This is a genomic window from Phascolarctobacterium sp. (assembly GCF_045124115.1).
GTDB lineage: Bacteria > Bacillota > Negativicutes > Acidaminococcales > Acidaminococcaceae > Phascolarctobacterium_A.
Genome location: NZ_JBGVLF010000018.1, coordinates 13,954 through 35,224, shown reverse-complemented (window position 1 = coordinate 35,224; position 21,271 = coordinate 13,954). Strand labels below are relative to the sequence as shown.

Sequence of the window (21,271 nt, the reverse complement as noted above, 5' to 3'; positions counted from 1 at the left end):
ATTAAAGTTATTGTTTAGGCAGGAAGTTTTCCCTTTTTGTCAAATTTCACATAATATAAGAGCCATACGAGGCTCTTGCTTTTGTGTGTTATTTTAGTTAGTTTCAGGAGTATTTTGCAGCAGTGCAGATTACATTCTAAATCTATAAAAATATTATAAAGAAAGGTGGTAGCTGTGGAAAAGCAGGGAGTATTAAACAACAAGAATATTGTGGGCTCACCCGCAGTACATAAGCTTTGCCTAGCCTTGGTGCTCTTCTTTTTCTGGATGGTGCTTGCCGGAAGAACGGAGACAAAGTTTATTGTTTACGGAATTATCACTGCGCTCGTAACTACCTGGGTTACCTATCCTTTGCTGCTTGTTCCTAACAAGAAAGGCAGCAAGCTGTATTACGTTTTCGGTGTTTCGATTCCTAAATTTATCGGGTACTTTTTCTGGCTGATGTGGCAGTTGGTGCTGGCGAATATCGACGTGCTGCTGGCAACTACTTCCCAAGAGTTGGAAATCGACCCCAAAGTAGTACGTTTCTACTTTAAGGCTGATAACCCCATGGCATCTGTAGTACTTGCCAACTCCATCACCCTGACTCCGGGCACTGTAACTCTCAATGTTACTGATGACGGACTGTACGAAATCCACGCTCTGACCAAGGGTGCGGCAGCAGGCGTGCTGGACGGCTCCATGCAGAAAAAGGTCGCAGATCTGTACGGAGAAAAATTTGATTTTGCTGTAGCTAAGGAGGATGCATAATGAATATTATTTTCTTTGCAGTTATGATTGCCATCCTCTTTGTAATCGGCGCTATGCTGCAGCGTTTGTTTAACGGACCCACCATTTACGACAGAATGAACGGTTTAGGCGTCATCGGTGCGGATACCATCCTGCTTTTGGTACTTTTCGGTTATGTTGACGGCCGCCCGGATATGTACGTGGATATTGCTATTTCCTATGCGTTCTTGGGCTTCATCGGTTCTGTCATTGTAGCAAAATATCTGGGAGGTAAGGACATATGATTTGTGGAATCGATAGTGTTACTCTCAGAGAAGTTATCGCCGGAATCTTTATGGTTGGCGGACTTATTTTCTTCATCGGCTCTGCTATCGGCATGCTGCGTCTGCCGGATTTCTACTCCAGAATCCATGCTTCCGGTAACAGTGAAACCTTGGGCTGTATGCTTTCCTTTATCGGGTTGATTATTTATGAAGGACCGACGCTGACAGCCGTGAAGATGGCTTTTGTATTCCTGATTGTTTTCCTGGCTAACCCTATTGGCTCCCATATCTTGGGCAAGGCTGCCTATAAATCCGGGCACCCTGTTTGGACACTGGAAAGTAAGGGTGCGAAAAAGCTGGTAGGACTGGAAGGTCCTAACCATGATGCTGATGAGCCTGTAGGACACGTTAGACCGGTTAAAAGAAAGAGAAAGAAGGGGGGAAAATAAGATGCAGATATATGTTATTGAAGCAGTTTTGTTAGTTTTCCTCATTCTGATTACCTGTGCCGTTATTTTCTGTAAGGATATTTTGAGCGCAGCCATTATTTATAGCGGCTTTAGCTTCTGCGCCGTGCTGCTTTATTTGATGATGGGCTCTCCGGACGTTGCCTTTACGGAAGCAGTTATTGGTGCAGTATCCACAATCTTCTATGTAGCTTCTCTGAAAAAAATCGACAGGTGGTGTAAATAATGCGTGGCTTAGTAGCAGTTATCCTTGCAGTTATTACGGGTATGTTCTGCTCCGTAGTAACCTATCTGCCGCAGATTGGCGATGCCAATACGGCGCCTAACCAGCATGTTACCCCGACCTATATTTCCCGCAGTGCGGAGGATACGGGTTCTCCCAACATTGTCACCGGCGTCATCATCGACTATCGTGGCTTCGATACTATGTGGGAAACTTCGGTAATGTTCATTGCAGGTCTGACTACGGTGCTGGTGCTCACCAGCAATCCTGTTGGTCGCAGACCTGAAGAAGAACCGGAAGATCCGGAGGAAGGAGAGATTATCAAATGAAGAATCCATTTGGTGGCCTTATCCTGAATGTGGCCTTCCGTATGCTGGTACCCTTTACCATCGTCTATGGTATTTATGTACTGTGCTTGGGCGAGTACTCCCCCGGCGGCGGCTTCCAGGCCGGCGCACTTTTGGCAGTGGGTGTGCTGCTCTCCCGTTTGATTTGCGGTGCAGACGCAAAATTCAACATTCTTGGTAAAAATTCCGTGGTCCTGGCAGGCGTAGGTACCTTCCTATATGCCTTCACAGGTTGGCTGACTTTGTTCGGTGGTGCGGACTTTTTCCTCAACTACGACTATATGCCGATTCATCTGGAGCCTAAACATGAAATGCATGCTATGGGTATCTTCCTCATTGAAATCGGTGTTGCCATCTGCGTAATGATGACAACCATTAACTTGTTAGACGCTATTGTGAAAAGGGGTGACGATGATGGACGTGTTAAATGAGTTTTTAAAAACTAAAGGCATCTACTCCCTGGTTATGATCCTGTTCTTCCTTGGCGTGTATGGTATGGTTCTCAGCAAAAACTATATGAAGAAGTTGATGGCCATGAACGTTATGCAGGTTGCAGTAATCTTCTTTTATCTGTGCTTTGCGCAAAAGGATGGGGCCATGATCCCTATTCAAAACGGCATTACCACGGACCCTAACGCTTATATCAACCCCTTGCCCCATGGCTTGATGCTGACTGCTATCGTAGTAAGCCTTGGTACAACCGGTGTTGCGATTGCGCTTCTCATGCGTATTAAAGAAATCTACGGCTCTGTAGAAGAGGTAGAGGTACTGAGGAGGGCAAGTAAATGACACAGCATGCTCCTGTCTTAATCGTACTTCTGCCGTTGACTGCATCACTTTTGTGCATGCTTTTCAGCCGCATTAAAAAGGACTTAGGCTCCTACATTGTTATGGCGTCCATCTTAGGTGCTTTCCTTAGCGCCTGCACGGTGCTCCATAAAGTAGTTACCAGCGGCGGTGAAACTTGGCATTATTGGATGGGCGGTTGGGCTCCTCCTATCGGCATCGAATTTGCCTTGGATCCGTTGAACAGCGTATTGGCAGTGCTAGTAACCTTCATCTCCATGATGGTTGCCCTCTACTCCCGTCCCTTCGTTAAAGAAGAGGATTGGCTCCATGTGGGCGGTTATTACACCCTCTTTGGTCTGTTGACCGTTGGCCTTTGCGGCATGATCATTACAGGCGACCTTTTCAACCTGTACGTATTCTTGGAAATCATGTCCTTATCCGGTTATGGTTTGATTGCTTTGGGTGGCAAGAAATCCATGCTGGCAGCCTTCCGCTACCTGCTCATCGGTACCATCGGCGCGTCCTTGTACCTGCTGGGTATCGGTTACCTGTATGCGTTGACCGGTACTTTGAATATGGCTGATATGGCCCATCGCGTAGTTCCTTTTGTTGGTTCTCCGCTCTTTGCTATTGCCATTGCCTGCTTCATTATCGGCTTTGGTATCAAAATGGCGCTGTTCCCCCTCCATGGTTGGCAGCCTGATGCCTACACCTTTGCTCATCCCGGTGCTGCAGCATTCATCGCAGGCTGCATGAGTAAGGCTCCTGCTTATGCATTAATCCGTTTCGTATACTATATCTTCCAAGTAAACAGCCCCGTTATGCACAGTGCGTTGAACGTATTGGGTATCTTGGGCGTTTGCGGTATGCTAATTGGCTCCATCATGGCGATGGCTCAGTACGACTTCCGCCGTATGTTGGCGTATTCTTCTGTAGCACAAATCGGCTACATCGCTATCGGTATCGCTATGGGCAACCTGTACGGCTTTGTTGGCGCTGTACTCCACATCATCAACCATGCTTTCATGAAATGCAGCTTGTTCCTTGTTATCGGCGGTATCGAGCACCGCTTTGGCGAGGTTAACCTGTACCGTTTAGGCGGCATGAACAAGAAGATGACCATCAGCACCATTACCGTAACCTTAGCGGCGTTGTCCATGATCGGCCTGCCGCCTACCTGCGGTTTCTTCAGTAAATGGTACCTGATGCTGGGTGCTTACACCGGTCAGCAATATTTCTACATTGCGGTTCTGGTTATCAGCTCCCTGCTCAACGCTATTTACTTCTTCCGTATCATTGAGCAGCTGTTTATCCAGCGTGAAGCTTCCCTTACCGAGATTCATCCCCATAAGGGTAAGCTGGGCCTGCCCTTTGCAATGGTACTGCCCATCCTGGTAATGGGTATCGGCATTTTGGCTTTGGGCTTCTACAGCGTAGACATTGTTACGGATATCATTAAATTAGGCTTGCCGGAGGTGTTTCTGAGATGACTATTATAGATTGCAGACCCTTCTTGGCAGTAGGTGTTTCCTTCTTGGCCGCCATTTTGATTGCCTTCAGCAGACGCTGGCCCAACCTGCGTGAAACCTGGAGCGCCATCGCTTCCGTAATTAAGTTTGGTATTATTCTATCCATGCTCCCTGCTGTTTTAGCAGGCAATGCTTATGAATGGACATTGTGCCAAATTACTGATACTGTGGGCCTGACACTGCGCACGGACCCTGCCGGTATGATTTTTGCCGTGCTGGCCTCCATGCTGTGGGTGCCCATGAACTTCTACTCCATCGGCTATATGCGTACCAATAAGGAGCGCGAGCAAACAGGTTACTTTGCAGCCTTTGCAGTTTGCATGTGCGCTGTTATGGGTATCGCTATGGCGAAGAACTTGTTGACCTTCTTCATTTTCTACGAACTGCTGACTTTGGCGTCCTACCCCTTGGTTCTGCACAAACGTAATGCAGAAGCTTTGATGGCCAGCCGTAAATATTTGATTTACACCTTGATTTCCGGCCAGCTTTTCTTGGCAGGCACCATCGCTGTGTACTGCATCAGCGGTACCATGGACTTTACTGCAGGTGGTTTCCTGACTACCGCTATGGCGCCTAAATGGGTACTGCAAGCAGTTTTCGTACTGATGATTTTGGCAGGTTCCGTAAAAGCTGCCGTAATGCCTTTGCATGGCTGGCTGCCTGCAGCGATGATTGCGCCTACTCCTGTATCCGCACTGCTGCATGCCGTTGCCGTTGTTAAGACCGGCGTTTTCGCCGTGCTGCGTATTATCGGCTTCGTCTTTGGCCCTAAACTTTTGGCAGAAATCGGTGTTACCGATGTATTGGCTTGGGCTGCTGCCATCAGTATTTTGGTATCTTCCTTGATCGCTCTGCGTCAAGACCATTTGAAACGTCGTTTGGCTTTTTCCACTATCGGCCAATTGTCCTACATCGTTTTAGGTGCAGCTTTGATTTCCCCTATCAGCATTAAGGGCGCCTACCTGCATCTTGTTGCCCATGCTGTTATGAAGATTACCCTCTTTATGTGCGCGGGCTTGATTATAGCCCGTACCCATAGGCAGAACATCAGTGAGCTGTACGGCATCGGTAAGAAGCTGCCTGTTACTATGACCTGCTTTACCATAGCATCCCTAGGTATTGCCGGTGTGCCCTTCCTAGTAGGCTTCATTAGTAAATGGAACCTGTGCTTGGGCGCATTGCAGGCAGGCAAGCCTTTATACGTACTCTTGTGGGTTGCCAGCGGTCTGTTGGCTGCAGCTTACTTGATTCCTGTTTCCCAAATGGCCTTCTTCCGCAAGGACCCGCAGGAAGGTTTCCGCGAATATGGCGAAATCAGCTACTCCATGTTGATTCCTATTTGCATCACTACTATTATTGCCATTGTTTTGGGCTGTGTACCCGATGTGTACCCCCATTTCTACAAATTGGCAACTATGGCCTCCAACGCTGTATGCGCAGGCTGGCACGGGGGGTGGCTGTAAATGACTAAGAAAAACGTTTACCTGCTTGTGGCAGCTGTGCTGGTGCTTTCCGCTGTAGCAGAAATCAGCGGCATCCATCTCCACGCTCCCGCATGGTGGCCCTTGCCTTTTGGCTATGACATTTTCTTCGGCTTTGTGGGCTGCTGGATTTTGATTTTTGTTTCTAAGATAGTAATGGCTTCCTTGCTGCAAAGGGATCCGAACTACTACCATGAAGGGAGTGAAGACGATTATGAATAACGCGTTAATGCTTCACCCCGGTTTTATCCTCATGGCAGTGGGCTGGATTGCTATGCTGGTGCCCAAGATGCTGCGCAAGTTTGTGTTGGCGTTGGGACCTCTGGCTGCAGTGTACGCTGCTTTGCAGTTGGAAATCGGTACGGAGGTTGTTGTTCCCTTCGTCCATGATCTGCAGCTCCATATAATGTATGTAGATAAGCTGAGCTGGATTTTCTCCTTCATCTTCTCCGTTTTGGCTTTGGTCAGCGGTATCTACGCTGCCCATAACGAAAACAGGATGGAGGCGCTGTGCTGCATGTGCTACGCCGGCGGTGCTATTTCCGTTTGCTTGGCGCAGGACTGGCTCACCTTTATCTTCTTCTGGGAGTCTTTAGCAGTAACCTCTTTATTCCTGGTATGGTGCAACCCCACCTATGAGGCAACCCGCGCAGGTTTCCGCTATATGTTGGTGCATATGCTGGGCGGCGGTATTCTTTTGGCAGGTATCTTCCTGATCAACTATACCGACCATAATTTGATTATCCAAAGCCTTACCAACAGACCTCAAGGTTGGGCATATTGGCTGGTAATGCTGGGCATGTTCATCAACGTGGCAATGCCTCCTGTAAATGCTTGGCTGGTTGATGCTTATGCCAACTCTACCCTTACCGGTGGCGTTTTCATGAGCTGCTTGACTACCAAAGTTGCCGTTTACGCTTTAATCCGCGTCTTCGGCGGCACAGAGCTCCTGATGTGGGGCGGTGTGCTGATGGCACTGTATGGTGCATTGTACGCTATTATGGAAAATGATATGCGTAAGCTTTTGGCTCACCATATTATCTCCCAGACAGGCTTCATGGTTGCCGGTGCCGGCATTGGTACGGCAATGGCTATGAACGGTGCTACTGCCCATGCTTTCTGCGATATTCTGTTTAAATCCTTGCTCTTTATGTGCGCAGGCGCAGTTATCTACGCTACAGGTATTAAAGAGATTAACAAAGTGGGCGGCATGGCTAAGAAGCTGCCTTTGGTCTGCGTATGCTTCTTCTCCGCAGCTTTCTCCATCGCCGGTATTCCGCTGTTCAACGGCTTTATCAGTAAGGCGATTACCGTAAACGCAGCAGCTGCTGCAGGTCATTCTGTGGTCTACACTTTGCTGGAACTGGCTGCTATCGGTACCTTTTTGTCCATTCCCTTGAAGATGGGCTACTTCATCTTCCTGCGTAGCGACGATAAAGGTGCTACGGTAATTAATCCTTTGCCCATCAACATGAAGATTGCCATGAGCATCAGCGCTTTCCTGTGCTTCCTCTATGGCGTATATCCGGATTTGCTGTATCGTCATCTGCCCTTTGAAATGGAGCCTTATGTGCCTTTTACCGGTCCCCATATTCTCCAATATGTACAGATGCTGGGTATGGCTATGATCCCCTTCATGATGTACTTGAACAAGATGGAACCCCATACTGCGATTAGCTTGGATACAGATTGGTTCTATCGTCGTCCCTTTGCCTTCATCGTTGGCAGACTCAGCGCTTTGTTCTGCGCCCTGTGCGCAGGCTTGGGCGGTGCTTGGGGTGTAATCTATGAAAAGTTCATGGATTTGACTTCCAACCCCATGGATTTCTTGGATGCTAAGCCTTTCCGCAAACGCAGCCACTACAATCCTGAAAACTACCGTACTTCCATCGCTGACCCCATGATGATTACGCTGACCGTACTGGTAAGCAGTATCGCTTACTTTATTGCTACGATGCAATAGTTAACGCTCCCTCAGCCAACTGTTATATTACCACCCCTCAGTCAGCTGCGCCGCAGAAGCGGCTTGCTGCCAGCTCCCCTAGCAGGGGAGCCAGGACACTTTTGGATTTCTTTCGCATGGTTACTAAATACTCTAAGTACGCTAAAGGAAGAACGCTATAGTGCCTCGTTCCCCCTGTTAGGGGGATGTCGCGAAGCGACAGGGGGTTTAAAGCGCCACGCAGTTTTGCGTGGCGTTTTTGTATGCCTAAAATGCAATTTTTTGCAGTTAGCCATTGACAACTGCAGTAAAAAATAGTATAGTGTTCTTAAACAGGAACAATATAAGAGAAGAGCTAAATGAGGGATTATGGATCTTATTGAAGGACTGACAAAATTTAACCTAACTAAGCAGGAAGCTACCTTGTACGTGCAGCTGTTAAAGGCAGGCACGCTGACAGGCTACGAGGCTGCCAAGCAGACAGGGATTTCCCGTTCCAACACCTATACGGCTTTGGCCGGACTGGTGGAAAAGGGCGCTGCCTACGTGCTGGAAGAGGGCAAGGTAACCCGCTACACTCCGGTAGCACCGGAGGAGTTCTGCGCTAACAAAATCCGCCGTCTGGGGGAAATCAAGCAGGACATCCTGCAGCAGCTGCCTACGTATAACACTACGGTGGACGGCTACATCACCATTAAAGGTGAGCAGGAGATTGTGGACAAGCTGCGCAATACTGTGGCACAAGCTAAGGAGCGTATTTACGTATCCGGTAACGGCAGAGTGCTGGAGCTGTTGCGGGGAGAATTGTCCCAGGCCGTCGCTAAAGGCCTCAAGGTTGTGGTTATCGGGGATAGGTCCTTCCATCTACCAGGAGCTGTTTGTTACGGCACCAGCAAGCAGACGGAGCAAATCCGCTTGATTGCTGATTCCCGCACGGTGTTGACCGGGGACTTGGAAGATGCTAAGGATTCTAGCTGTTTATATTCCTGTAAGCGCAATCTGGTCGATTTATTTAAAGAAGCATTAAAGAACGAAATCGAACTGATAAAATTAACAGAAAGGTGAGCTGTATGTCTAAGAAAGTACCCTTTGTGACTAAAGAACAACTTGATAAGATTGTTGAACAATTTCCGACCCCGTTCCATTTGTATGATGAGGCAGGCATCCGCCGCACTGCGCGCCTGTTGAACAAAGCTTTTGCTTGGAATAAGGGCTTTAAAGAATATTTCGCTGTTAAAGCAACTCCTAACCCGTACCTGCTGCAAATCCTCCGTGAAGAAGGCTGTGGCGCTGACTGCTCCTCCTACACCGAGCTTTTGATGAGCGATGCTGTAGGCTTTAAAGAGAGCGAGATTATGTTCTCTTCCAATGCTACTCCTGCAGAGGACTTTCAATTGGCTCGCAAGCTGAACGTAACCATTAACTTGGACGATATTACCCATATTGACTTCTTGGAGAAGGTTGCTGATATTCCTGATACTGTAAGCTGCCGTTACAACCCCGGCGGACACTTTATTTTGGAAAACAATATTATGGATAACCCTGGTGATGCTAAATACGGCATGACCCATGAGCAAATTATCGAAGCTTACAAAAAACTGCTGGCTAAAGGCGTTAAACACTTCGGTATGCATGCTTTCCTGGCTTCTAACACTGTTACCAACAAATACTATCCGGAACTGGCACGTGTGCTTTTCAAAGTTGCTGTAGAGCTGAAGGAAAAGACCGGTGCTCATATTGAGTTCATCAACCTGTCCGGTGGTATTGGCGTTGCTTATCGTCCGGAGCAAGAGGATAACGATTTGATGGTTATTGGTGAAGGCGTACGTCAAGCTTATGAGGAGATTCTTGTGCCTGCAGGCATGGACGATGTGAAGATTTTCACTGAATTAGGTCGTTTCATGTTGGCTCCTAATGGTGGCTTGGTTACTACAGCTATTCACGAAAAGCACACCTATAAGGAATACATCGGTTGTGATGCTTGCGCAGCTAACCTGATGCGTCCTGCTATTTACGGTGCATATCATCACATTACTGTTATGGGCAAGGAAGATGCTCCCTGCGACCATAAGTATGATGTTACCGGTGGCTTGTGCGAAAACAGTGATAAGTTCGCTGTAGACCGTATGCTGCCTAAGATTGATATTGGCGACAAGCTGTTCATCCATGATGCAGGTGCACATGGCTTTGCTATGGGTTACAACTACAATGGCAAGCTGCGCAGTGCAGAAATCCTGCTGCAGGAAGATGGCACCGCTAAGATGATTCGCCGTGCAGAAACTCCGGCAGATTATTTTGCAACCTTCGACTTCAGCCCTGAGTTCGGCGCGAAGCTGGCAGAGGAAGCAGAAGTAAAGATGCCTGCAAGCAAATAAGAGGCTAAACTTTTAACTAAATATTGAAAGCTGTTTTTATTGTAGCGCCGGTTGCTCTCGGGAAGGGGAGCGACTGGCGTTATGTGTTTCTACGTGAAAATTTTACTATGTTTTGAACATTTGAAAACTTTTTGTGAAAAGTGAGGATTGTTGTGAATGTATACTAAAAAGTGTACATTCTTTACTTTTTTTATTAATTTTATCTGAATTTTGGAAAATGGCGGTTGTATACACTGGAAATGGCGGAGTAGTGCCTTGCATATTGCTGTTGAGTGATATATAATATGCTTACAAAGCACAGTTGTACTATATAAGGATAAAACTCTATTTAAAGTTTATTCTTTTTCTATCATAAATTAATTGGGTAATTAATGTTTACGGGGTGATGATTATGAGAAAAACAGTAAAGGCAAGAATTTTGGCGACAATAATGGCGATGGCTTTTTCTGCTGCTGTGATGAGTCCGGTGTATGCGGAAAATGGGGGGGGCATTTAGTACTTCTAACTATAACGATACTATTAAACCTTCTATTCGTGATTCTGCTACTTGGGATGGTGCCTATTTTAGCGTTTTGGGAGATGGAACAGTAACTGCCATAGATGGTACTGTGTTTTCTGCAGAGCAGTTAGGAACTGGTACATTGGTTGAAGGACAGACAAATATGTACTCGTACTCCTATGGCGGTGGTACAATTTACGGAACTAAGGTACCAGTTCCGGTGAAGGATGCGAGTGGTAATGTTGTAACTGATGAGAATGGTAATACTGTAACTGAATATAAATTAGTACTTAATTTGAATACTTGGAGTACTGATACGATTAATGGTGTAACGTTACCGGCAGCATCAGCTCCTGCAACGTGGAATCCTACCTGGGGTAATGTTGAACATCTTTATGCTATGGATTATGCTGCTACTATGGCTGGTTTTGAATCTGAAATTCGTGTACAACAGGATAATTTGTTGCATAAGGATGATATTAAGGGGATTAGTAGCAATATTGCAAATAATAAGCTGACTGTTACTCTTGATCGTTATGCAGACCAGAGCTCTATTAGTACTGAAATAGACTTAAGTCAATTTGTTAATGGACAGGACACTAAACTTAAACCGAGTACTACAGGTTTGGGGTTGACTCAAAATGGTTTACTTACCATGGTAACAGAAGATACTGCAGGAAATGTAGTACAGGGTTCTGTAGACCTTAAAGCTTGGGGCGATACGCATTACGCTGAGAAGTTTGTTCATATTGATGGTACTATTAATGTAGTAAATACTACTGACCAAGTTGTTAATAACTACAATACCATTAATGAAGTTAAGAGAAATTATGTTAAAAATATTAGCAAAATCAATAATACTGATGAATATAAGGTAACTCAGATTGTTGGTGGAACGCCCACAGAAGTTACTTACAAAGACAAGCATATAACTAATTTCACGCAGACTGGTCCTACTTATACGAAGGATGCAAATGGAACAGTAACTGACAATGGTGATATTGTGTCCACTATCACTAACAATTTTGATAATGGGTATACTCAAACTGTCAATATCGGTGGTTATGTAGGTAGCAAGATTTTCAACGAGGCGCAAAATGCTACAATTACCATTGGTGGCAATACTACAACTATCGGTGGCGCAATTAACAATAACTATACCACCATTAACGATATTAAAAAGCAATATGTGAAAAATATCTCTATTGGTGGCGCAAAAGGTGACGAGATTACTTATATCCAAAATGTTGTAAATCAAGATGGTAGCATAACAACAGAAACGAAAACCTATACCGATAAGCACATTACTGGTATGACACAAAGTTTAGGTGGAACGAATAACGAAAACATCGATACTGTAATTACCACTAACATGAAAGATAAAGATGGTAAAGATGTTGTTTATACTGGTAGCGTTAAGGTTGGTAATGCCGGTGTTACTGTTATTGATAAAGAGGGCAATAAAACTTATACTACTATCGAACAAGCTATTAATAACAGCTATAACAACATTACAAACAATACGACTAATATTGAGAATATTACCAAGAAGTATTTGCAAACGATTAAACAAGAGGGTGACAAGTACACCATTACTCAAATAATTGATGGAAAGCCTGTGCCGTTTGAATTTACTGATAAACATATTGTGGATTTGGATCATAGTTTGACTGGCGATAATAATGAATATCTTACAACTACTGTTACTGACAATACTGGTAAATCTTATTCTGATAGCATAAAAGTTGGTTCTGCGGGTATTATCATTAATGAAGGTGACGTGAATAAACCGCAAATTAACACTACTATTCAAGGAGCTATTACTAATAACTACAATAAAATTCAAGAATTGGATGATAGAGCAGTTAAATATGATGGTGATACTGGGTATGATAGCGTTACTTTGCGTGGGGATACCTATAATAAGACTGTAAATAATGACGGAACAGTTACTTATAACGGTGGTACTCATATTACCAATGTAGCTTACGCAGATATGACCAATGGTAGCGAAGCGGTTAACGTTGACCTTTTGAAGGATCAAATTACTAATGTTAAGAACGAAGTAACTGCTGCAGACAAGCACCTCGAAGCTAGAAAAGATTATGCAGTTTCTAGTGATGGTAAAGTAACTCTCAATATCGTTGATGGTACTGGCGCTCAGATTGACACTGCAGTAATCAATGACGTTGCTAGCAAGCAAGCTTTGGATAACCTTACTGATCACGTTGATAATATCGTTGAGAATAGCTTAGGTTCTACTGTAATTACTAATCAAGATGGTTCTACTACCATAACTAATAACTATTCTTCCCACAATTACATTGCAGATGGCGATACTTTTGTACAATCCATTAGCAAGCTTGACCAAAACATCCAGAAAGTAGAAGCCTTGGCAGGCAAGCATACTACTGTTAGCGCAGCTAAAGATGAGAAGAATATCGTTGTAAAAGAAACTAATACTAATGGTCAATTGCACTATGATTTGTCTTTGAACAAAGACCTTGACCTTGGAAAAGATGGTAGCATCAAAGCAGGTGAAACCACCATTGACAAAGATGGTATTACTACAAATAACATCAACGTTGGCAATACTACTATCAATAATGAAGGCGTTAAAGTAGGCGACACCATCATCAACGAAAATGGTTTGTCTTTCAAAGGTGAAGACGGTAAAAATGCAGGTCCGTCCGTTAGCAAAGATGGTATTGATGCAGGTAGCAAAGTTATTACTAACGTAGCTCCTGGCGTAAAACCGACTGACGCTGTTAACGTAAGCCAACTTAGTGCTGTTAACCAAAAGGTTGATATGAACACTCAAAATATCAACATGGTTAATAATCGTGTAAACAGACTGGATAGCAAGATTAACAAAGTTGGTGCAGGCGCTGCTGCATTGGCTGCTTTGCATCCGCTGGATTTCGATCCTGATGACAAGCTGACCTTCTCCGCAGGCATGGGCAACTACGCAGGCGAAAACGCTGCTGCAATTGGCGCCTTCTACCGTCCGGATGAAAAGACTATGCTTAGCGTTGGCGGTACTGCAGGCAATGGTGAAAACATGGTAAATGTAGGCATGAGTTTCTCCTTGGACCGTGTTAGCCATGTAACCCAATCCCGTACTGCAATGGGCAGAGAAATTCTCGACTTGCGCGAACATGTAGCGCGTCAAGACCAAATTATTGGTCAACTGGCAGAAATGGTATCTACCTTAACCGGTAAACCTTTGGCAAGTCACGAAATGTTCCCAGATGTTCCAGAAAATCATTGGGCTTATGCATATGTTAAAGACCTTGCTGAACGCGGTATTATCGAAGGTTATCCCAGTGGTTATTTCGACGGTAACCGTACCATGACTCGTTATGAATTTGCAGCTATGCTGGATCGTGCATTGCTGAAAGGCGTAAAACTGGATACTCGTCTCACTGATGAATTTGCTGAAGAAATGAGCCGCATCCGTGTTGACCGTATCGCCGGCAAAGACGATGACAGACATAAGATTGAACGTGTTCGCGTTAACAACGAGGACAACAAAGCTAAGAAGAAATTCTACGACGTATATGGCACTCCTATCCAACCCAAGGCTGAAGCTGCCAAATAAGCGTAGCGTTCTTCCCGTAACAACTAAATAAGCACAGTAAAAGGCACCGTGAGTGCTTCCCTGCGGGGGAGCGCCTACGGTGCCTTTGTGTTGCTATAAAATGAAAAGCACGCCTTGTTGATTGGCGTGCTAGTTTACAACCGAAACAGGAATACTTGGCAGGCGTCCGGGGCTCCTGCATCTCTCGGGTGTCAACCCTGTCAGTACCAGCGGCGTGTGGATCGGACGAAATTTTCCACCTCAAGTAAACCTGTTTGCTACTTTGATTATACAACGGATATTATTTCTTGTAAAGGATTGCTTTATTTCGAATTAGACGGTTCCACTCTTTTTTATCAATTTTCATGAACGTTATAATTGAATTATGATAACCATTTGGATCAGTAGATGTAACTAAACGTAAAACAGTTTTAAAGCACTCATTTGCCACAACTATTTCTTTAAGAATAAGCGCGGTAAAAGGTTTGTTACCTTTTATGATATAGTCTGGATTTTGCACTATCTCGTTGAAGTAATCAGAAAATTTTTCATATATGTTTGGATGGCGTTCCTTTATGTGTTGAATTTGAGCATCTGTTATAATGACTATATCATCTACTATATCCGTAGTGACGCAACTATATAATCTAACATCTAATTTTCCTATAAAATGCATGGGTATCCTCTCGAACTAGAAAAATTGCCGTATTTCATAATAAAATGAACCGTAAAGGATTACTTGATAGTTCACTTATCCAACTTATTATTTTATGCTATTTAGCAAAAAAGCACCTACTGAAGCTCAGCAGGTGCTACCGATTTTCTTAATCGGGCATAAAATACAAACCGTAGATTATGCAACTACGCTAAGTATATCATACTAAAACAACATTGTAAACTTACTCCCCACTTACAAGTGCTTGGAGTTCTTCGATGTGCTCGTTTTCCGTAAAGACGTAGATGAAATCCCCGGGCATAAGCAGGGTATCACCGGAGGGAACAAGTTGCTGTTCTCCCCGTTTGATGTCTACTAAAAGGGTGTTGGCAGGCCATTGAATATCCTTAATCAACTTGTTAGCAACAGGGCTGCCGCTGCATACGGCAAGCTCTACTACGTTGCGCTGTTCCAAGGTGGCAGGAGCAGGCTTATTGCTATTCAGCATTCTGGTGAGCAGTTCTTCATAAATAGGCTTGCTTTGGCACAGTTCCGCAATAACGAAGGCCACCATGGCGCCAATAGCCAAGGTGAGCAGTTGTTGGTAGGAGGCGGTCATTTCCATAATCAGCACCGTGCCTGTAATGGGTGCACGTACGGAAGAAGAAAAGAGGGCTGCCATAGCGATGACTACAATATTAGCAGCATAAATAGGTTCGATAAGGTGCAGACTAATCAGCACGTTGGCGCAGATGCTGCCGCTTAAAGCACCAATAACTAGCATGGGCAGGAAGAACCCGCCGGGAACGCCGCAACCATAGCTGATAAGGGTAAAGAGCAGCTTGCCTGCCAAAAAGAGCAGAAGCATCTGCAAGGACACGGGCGTTTGTGCCAAGTGATTAATAAGGTTATTGCCACCGCCCAAAACTTCCGGCAGGAAGAAACCCAACACGCCTGCAGTGAGCAGGGCGAAGATAATCTTGTGGACTTGGCTTTTAAAGATTGGCAGTGCGTAAAAACGACCGATGTTGAGCAGTCCTTTATTAAAGATAACGCCTGCCAAGCCTGCTACCAGCGCTACAAGAATCACAATACCGTAGTAGTTAAGAGGCAGCAGTTGCAAATCAGGGATATCAAAGACGGAAGCACGGCCGAAGAGGGCGCGGGAGATGACGGTTGCTGTCATGGCTGCAGCCATGGAGGGGAGCAACACCATAATGGAGAAGTTGCGATGGAGTTCTTCCAAAGCGAAGATAACGCCTGCCAAGGGGGCGTTGAAGGCTGCTGCCAAACCAGCGCTGGCGCCACTGGTGAGCAAGTAGCGCTCTTCCATACGGGTACGTCCCAACATACGGCTGACACCTTGGGCTGCTACTGCACCTAACTGGATGCTAGGGCCTTCACGGCCTAAGGACAAGCCTGCACCGATGCCCATAATGCCTGCGCTGAGCTTAACCCACATAACGGAGAACCACCGCATTTTCATCAAGCCTAGCAAGGCGCCCTTTACTTGGGGGATACCGCTGCCTGCGGCCATGGGCTCATAAGTAGTAAGTTTGTAGAGGATAAAGGCAATGGCTACAAGTGCGGCAAACCAACCTGCACTGAGCAAGGTGTCGCTGCCGCGCAATTGCTCATAGAAACTTTCGCGCCAAGCTTCTGCTTCCGTCAGTCCGAAGCGGAAAAGGCTAATGACTAGACCCGCGAAAATACCTGTTAGAATGCCTTCAAGGAAAAGGCGGAGGCGGAATTTGTGCCAATTACTAATGGATTTATAAGTGCCGATGATTTGTTTTTTGCTTTCCATAAATTTATCTCCAAATAACTAAGATGGAAGCTTTAGGGATATAATGCTTCTCCTACATTATAACTTATCTCTTGCAAGATTAGAAGGTCAAATATGTACCCATACGCCAGCAACGTTCGGCAATAGCGTAGGTGTGGTCATCATCTCTAAAGAGTTTCTTATTAAAAATATTATCAATACCTACGTAGATATTGAAGTTTTTATTGATGGCCTTATTCACTACTAAATTGGTGGTAGCAAAGGTGTAGGCGTTGCCATCATAAAGATAATCTACTTGGTATTGCGTCCACAGGGTTGCTACTAAAGGGCTTTCTTTAACGTTAGTGTAGGATAACTGCACGGTGCCGGTTTGCTTTGCTCTGTTGTCCAAACGGATATTGTTGTTAGAGTCCTTGGCATCCAGATAAGTGTGGGTTACTTTAGCACGCCAATGCTTGTCGAAACGGTAGTCTGCTTCCGCTTCCGTACCTTTGATAGTTGCCTTGCCAATATTTACGTAGGTGGAGCGAAGTACCATCCCCATGCTAGGCTCAAAACCGGAGCTAAGAATTTTGGTTTCAATTAAATTATCAACTTTGTTATGAAAGTAGGTTAGCTTGGCGCTAGCTTTGCCACGTTCGCCTTCAATGCTGATGTCAAAGTTTTTGGCTTCCTCTGCTTCCAAATTAGGATTACCATCTACAATGACATTCATAAATCCCATACGTTTCTCCATGGTGGCATATAATTCATAAATAGTGGGGGCGCGGAAACCCTTGCCGTAGTTCATTTTGATGCGGCATTTGTCGCTAAAGCTATAGGTAGCACCGAGTTTGGGAGTCATTTCGCCACCAAAGGAAGCGTACCGATCATATCGCAAAGCAGGAATAACAAGTAGCTTATCGCCTACATTGATTTCATCCTGCAAGTAGATAGAATAGGAGTCCGTAGATTTTTGGGAGCCCGGTTTAGTGATACCATTTATGGTTTGCTCGTATTTTTCGTCACCACCACCGCCAAAGCGTGTGCCCTGCATGGAGTTTTCCTTGTATTCTGCCCCAAAGGTTAACTTGTTGTTTTTATCCCAATTCCATGTATCCTTGCCTTCGAAAACCATGGTTTTATATACTGAATTATCGAAATCGGTGAATTGGTTATTTTCGTAGTCCGTATTCACTTTGCGGTAATTGCTATAATAGGCACGTAGGCTGTAGTCATGGCGGTAGTCGGTGTTGCTGTATGTCAGGGCGTAATCGCTGCGGTTGTTATCAAAATTATAACGACCAACATTGTCTGGAGTAGAACTGTCCGCTAGAAACTGTTCACGCATAAAGTTGGCATCCAGTGCTAAAGAACGATTTTCGTCAAAATCATAGGCAAAGGTAGTGTGCAAGTAACGGCGTGACCCGTACATATTGGAAGAGGTGGCTTCACCGCCGGCAGTGGCGCTGTAGTAGGAATCTTCTTGTTTACGAACTTTTTCAATACCACCGTTAATTTTAGTGCTTATCTTGCCTTCTTTACCACTTGAGTAGAAAAAATTGGTGCCATTGCGCTGAGTGCCGGTATGAAAGTTTATGCTACCGCTTTCCTTGCTATATTTCTTAGTAACGATATTAATTACACCGCCTAAGGCATCAGAGCCATACAAAGTGCTACCATTGCCGCGGATAATTTCAATACGTTCTATATCCGCTATATTAATGCGGTTCAACTCATAGACATTGGTAGTGCTACCGGTATTCTCGCTGGCAACTCTTTTACCATCTATCAAAATCAAAGTATGTCGTGTTTCCATGCCGCGTATCTGCACTTGATTTCCGGACATACTGTTAGGATTACCGCTCATAACATTATCTTGTACGTTTAAGCTCAGGGAAAGACGCAACGCATCTTGTACGCTATAGGCACCAAGGTTTTGGATATCTTTTTGCTCTAGAACTTCTATGGTCATGGGAACTTGTTTGCTATTCAGCTTGGTTTTGGTAGCAGTAACAATGTATTCTGGGACCTCGAAGGTCATAAGTTCAGCATCTGCCGCATTACCTGTAGTTCCTATAGAGGATAGTACGCAGATAGCTAAAAGTTGCAAAGATTTCTTGGAAATCTTTGTTGTCATTGTTATATTCTCCTTTTCTTAGGCGTGTTCTTTGCAGGAGAGTTGGTATACAATCATTTTGAAGACACAAACAGCATCTATAGCCCTATCGGGAATGTCCCAATCTGCTTTGCCTGTGTTTTGTTTCATAATTGCTAACAGGCAGTTTTTCTTTTCCACAAAATCTTCTACAATACTCATTTTGCCATTGCCAATAATGCTTTGAAAACGAGTAGAATGGTTGCAGGCAACATCTGCTGTATTTATCTTCACATTAGTATCCATTTCAAAGCCAACGTAAGGATTTTTATGAATCAAGTCTATCTTTCTTCCTTCTTTGGCTCCGTGGAAATAAAAAACATATTTGCCTTCAACAATGGAATAACCATAATTTAGGGGAACGATATACACCTGACCATCGTCATTAAAGCCTACGCGCATACATTCGCAGGATGAGATGATTTCATTGATTTTGGCGACATCAGTAACTTCTCTATCTTTTCTTCTCATAATTTATAACCTCCTAAGTTTTAATCATTGTTTCAAATATTATAACATAATACCCAGACGCAGTAATTAGACTGCAACTAAGTTTTGCTGCATGAATTTGCTGAATATTGTAAAAAAGGCAGCCTGCTTTTGCAGACTGCCAAATTTTTTGGATGGGGACGGTTACGCTTCTTCTTCACCGGTGTATTCCGGATGATATTTGGGGTTCAGATAGTTTTGGAAGATATATGCCAGCATTGCACCGGACAGGTTATGCCAAGCGGAGAATACAGCACCGGGAACGGTTGCTGCAGGCATTGCTGCAAAGTGAGCTTTAGCCAAACCGGTAGCCAGACCGGAGTTTTGCATACCAACTTCAACGGAGAGGGCAATAGCCTTTTTCCAGCTCATACCGCACAGGCGGGCAATACCGAAACCAAGAGCGTAACCACAGCAGTTGTGGAGTACAACTACCAGAATGATCAGACCGGAGGTCTTCAGGATCAGGTCGCGGCTTGCACCGATAACGCCAGCGATAATCAGAGAGATGGCGATAGCGGAAACTGCAGGCAGGTAATCGGTAGCAGTTTTTGCCAAAGCAGGCAGGAAGGATTTAACAGCCAAGCCCAAGCAGATAGGCAGGATTACGATTTGAACGATGGAGAAGAACATGCCAACGGGGTCGAAAGCGATTTTTTGACCGATAATCAAATAGGTGATGAAAGGAGTCAAAATAGGGCTCAGGACGGTGGATACGCTGGTCATGGTTACGGACAGAGCAATATCGCCTTTAGACATAAAGGTGATTACGTTGGAAGAAGTACCGCCGGGGCAGGTGCCAACCAGTACAACGCCTGCGGTCAGAGCAGGGTCCAGATTAAATGCAGTAGCTAACAGGTATGCCAAGAAAGGCATAATCAAGAATTGTGCGCAAGCGCCAACAAGCACGTCCACAGGGCGTTTCAAAACTAAAGCGAAGTCTTTCAGGTCCAAGGTGGTACCCATACCAAACATTACGACACCAAGTAAGCAGCTCAATACACTGAAGCCACCAACTTTACCCAGTACCCACAAGAAGTTTTGGGGCATGGTCATACCCAGGATCAGGAAGACTAAGGCGATGATGCCGAAGAACTTGCCGATCATTGCACAGATTTGTTTCATTACGAAAACCTTCTTTCTTTCCCTTAAAAATAAAATAAATGCAGGGCAGCTGCCCTAGGAAGAATAAGTGTGGGGGCACTTTTCTTCTCTGTATTAAACGTACGTTATTATACAATAATTGTGACAAAAAAGGAAGAGAAATGGTGAAAAAAGTGTAAAATTTTACTTGTAATGGGTAAATGTGTTATAATAGTATCATAATTTGGAAAAAATCAAGGGACGGAGGTACACTGCTTGTATACGATAGTGAAGGATTATCGCAATGAAATAGTGATTGAAAAGTCCCGCTTTATCTGTACTTTGAAAAAAGTTGCCAGCGAAGCGGAGGCTCAGGAGTTTATCCGTGCTATAAAGAAAGAGTATTGGGATGCAACTCACAATTGCTCTGCTTATATTGTGGATGATTTGGCGCAACGCTCCAGTGATGATGGCGAGCCCAGCGGTACGGCAGGCATCCCCATGCTAGAGGTGCTGCGGAAGAACAATCTGACCGGTACGGCAGCAGTTGTCACCCGTTACTTTGGCGGTATCAAGCTGGGGGCAGGCGGTTTAGTCCGCGCTTACAGCGGCAGTGTGGCCCAAGCGGTCAAAGAATGCGGCATTGCGGAAAAAATCCTTATGAGCAAATTCAGTTTCCGCTGCGACGTGAACAGCGTAGGCCGTATTTTGAACATTCTCTACCAGCAGAATTTATTCACTGTGGCGGATGTAGAGTACGACTTGCGTGCCAAGGTGATTTTAGGCATGCAGCACAGCCAGAAAGAAGAAGCAGAAGCGTGGCTGACGGAGCGGTTGAATATGCCCATGGAACTGGAGCTAGAAGGCAGCGAATACGCGGAAGTGCCTGTAAAGTAG

General features: G+C 44.9%; 20 protein-coding genes. 15 read left to right on the top strand and 5 right to left on the bottom strand.

Annotated elements, in window-relative coordinates; genetic code table 11:
* Positions 1–174 precede the first annotated feature (174 nt).
* The 14 genes from ACJMM4_RS02805 (at position 175) to ACJMM4_RS02740 (ending at position 14,245) form a co-directional block, all read left to right on the top strand.
* Entirely contained in the window at positions 175–750 is a 576-nt protein-coding gene (locus ACJMM4_RS02805; protein ID WP_405380897.1) for a Na+/H+ antiporter subunit E, read from the top strand.
* Positions 750–1,013 carry a monovalent cation/H+ antiporter complex subunit F gene (locus ACJMM4_RS02800; protein ID WP_405380895.1) on the top strand — a complete coding sequence of 88 codons (264 nt, stop codon included), beginning with the start codon at positions 750–752 and terminating at the stop codon, positions 1,011–1,013. Before ACJMM4_RS02805 ends, ACJMM4_RS02800 begins: the two co-directional genes overlap by 1 nt.
* A complete protein-coding gene (gene mnhG, locus ACJMM4_RS02795; RefSeq protein WP_405380893.1) occupies positions 1,010–1,441 on the top strand; it encodes a monovalent cation/H(+) antiporter subunit G in 432 nt (143 codons plus the stop codon). The genes ACJMM4_RS02800 and mnhG overlap by 4 nt, the downstream gene beginning before the upstream one ends.
* Before the next feature lies 1 nt (position 1,442).
* A complete protein-coding gene (locus ACJMM4_RS02790; protein WP_405380891.1) occupies positions 1,443–1,685 on the top strand; it encodes a Na(+)/H(+) antiporter subunit B in 243 nt (80 codons plus the stop codon).
* Entirely contained in the window at positions 1,685–2,011 is a 327-nt protein-coding gene (gene mbhE, locus ACJMM4_RS02785) for a hydrogen gas-evolving membrane-bound hydrogenase subunit E (RefSeq protein ID WP_405380889.1), read from the top strand. Before ACJMM4_RS02790 ends, mbhE begins: the two co-directional genes overlap by 1 nt.
* Positions 2,008–2,460 carry an MnhB domain-containing protein gene (locus ACJMM4_RS02780; RefSeq protein WP_405380884.1) on the top strand — a complete coding sequence of 151 codons (453 nt, stop codon included), beginning with the start codon at positions 2,008–2,010 and terminating at the stop codon, positions 2,458–2,460. The genes mbhE and ACJMM4_RS02780 overlap by 4 nt, the downstream gene beginning before the upstream one ends.
* Positions 2,441–2,818 (top strand): sodium:proton antiporter, encoded by a 378-nt coding sequence (locus tag ACJMM4_RS02775; RefSeq protein ID WP_405380882.1) that lies wholly within the window; start codon positions 2,441–2,443, stop codon positions 2,816–2,818. Before ACJMM4_RS02780 ends, ACJMM4_RS02775 begins: the two co-directional genes overlap by 20 nt.
* Complete coding sequence (locus ACJMM4_RS02770) at positions 2,815–4,308, top strand: monovalent cation/H+ antiporter subunit D family protein (protein ID WP_405382970.1); 1,494 nt, start codon at positions 2,815–2,817, stop codon at positions 4,306–4,308. The genes ACJMM4_RS02775 and ACJMM4_RS02770 overlap by 4 nt, the downstream gene beginning before the upstream one ends.
* The gene (locus ACJMM4_RS02765; protein ID WP_405380878.1) at positions 4,305–5,810 is read left to right on the top strand and encodes a monovalent cation/H+ antiporter subunit D family protein; all 1,506 of its coding nucleotides are present in this window, start codon (positions 4,305–4,307) and stop codon (positions 5,808–5,810) included. Before ACJMM4_RS02770 ends, ACJMM4_RS02765 begins: the two co-directional genes overlap by 4 nt.
* Positions 5,811–6,050 (top strand): hypothetical protein, encoded by a 240-nt coding sequence (locus ACJMM4_RS02760; protein WP_405380876.1) that lies wholly within the window; start codon positions 5,811–5,813, stop codon positions 6,048–6,050.
* Positions 6,043–7,791 (top strand): Na(+)/H(+) antiporter subunit D, encoded by a 1,749-nt coding sequence (locus ACJMM4_RS02755; RefSeq protein WP_405382968.1) that lies wholly within the window; start codon positions 6,043–6,045, stop codon positions 7,789–7,791. The genes ACJMM4_RS02760 and ACJMM4_RS02755 overlap by 8 nt, the downstream gene beginning before the upstream one ends.
* Before the next feature lie 348 nt (positions 7,792–8,139).
* On the top strand, positions 8,140–8,835 hold the full coding sequence (locus ACJMM4_RS02750) for a TrmB family transcriptional regulator (protein ID WP_405382966.1): 696 nt from the start codon (positions 8,140–8,142) through the stop codon (positions 8,833–8,835).
* A 5-nt stretch (positions 8,836–8,840) separates the two neighbouring features.
* On the top strand, positions 8,841–10,145 hold the full coding sequence (locus tag ACJMM4_RS02745) for a diaminopimelate decarboxylase (RefSeq protein ID WP_405382964.1): 1,305 nt from the start codon (positions 8,841–8,843) through the stop codon (positions 10,143–10,145).
* 470 nt (positions 10,146–10,615) lie between these two features.
* Positions 10,616–14,245 (top strand): YadA-like family protein, encoded by a 3,630-nt coding sequence (locus ACJMM4_RS02740; RefSeq protein WP_405382962.1) that lies wholly within the window; start codon positions 10,616–10,618, stop codon positions 14,243–14,245.
* 280 nt (positions 14,246–14,525) lie between these two features.
* On the opposite strand, the gene ACJMM4_RS02735 is transcribed toward ACJMM4_RS02740, so the two are convergent.
* The 5 genes from ACJMM4_RS02735 to ACJMM4_RS02715 form a co-directional block, all read right to left on the bottom strand.
* Complete coding sequence (locus ACJMM4_RS02735; RefSeq protein WP_405378892.1) at positions 14,526–14,900, bottom strand: PBECR2 nuclease fold domain-containing protein; 375 nt, start codon at positions 14,898–14,900, stop codon at positions 14,526–14,528.
* A gap of 223 nt (positions 14,901–15,123) precedes the next feature.
* Positions 15,124–16,686 (bottom strand): ClC family H(+)/Cl(-) exchange transporter, encoded by a 1,563-nt coding sequence (locus tag ACJMM4_RS02730; RefSeq protein ID WP_405378889.1) that lies wholly within the window; start codon positions 16,684–16,686, stop codon positions 15,124–15,126.
* A gap of 79 nt (positions 16,687–16,765) precedes the next feature.
* Positions 16,766–18,784 carry a TonB-dependent receptor plug domain-containing protein gene (locus ACJMM4_RS02725; protein ID WP_405378887.1) on the bottom strand — a complete coding sequence of 673 codons (2,019 nt, stop codon included), beginning with the start codon at positions 18,782–18,784 and terminating at the stop codon, positions 16,766–16,768.
* A gap of 18 nt (positions 18,785–18,802) precedes the next feature.
* Positions 18,803–19,273, bottom strand: coding sequence for a pyridoxamine 5'-phosphate oxidase family protein (locus tag ACJMM4_RS02720; protein ID WP_405382960.1), 471 nt, complete (start codon positions 19,271–19,273; stop codon positions 18,803–18,805).
* 162 nt (positions 19,274–19,435) lie between these two features.
* Entirely contained in the window at positions 19,436–20,416 is a 981-nt protein-coding gene (locus ACJMM4_RS02715; protein ID WP_405382958.1) for a bile acid:sodium symporter family protein, read from the bottom strand.
* Between the two features lie 234 nt (positions 20,417–20,650).
* Here ACJMM4_RS02715 and ACJMM4_RS02710 point away from each other — a divergent pair, with 234 nt between their 5' ends.
* Positions 20,651–21,271, top strand: a complete 621-nt coding sequence (locus tag ACJMM4_RS02710; protein WP_405382956.1) for a YigZ family protein — start codon at positions 20,651–20,653, stop codon at positions 21,269–21,271.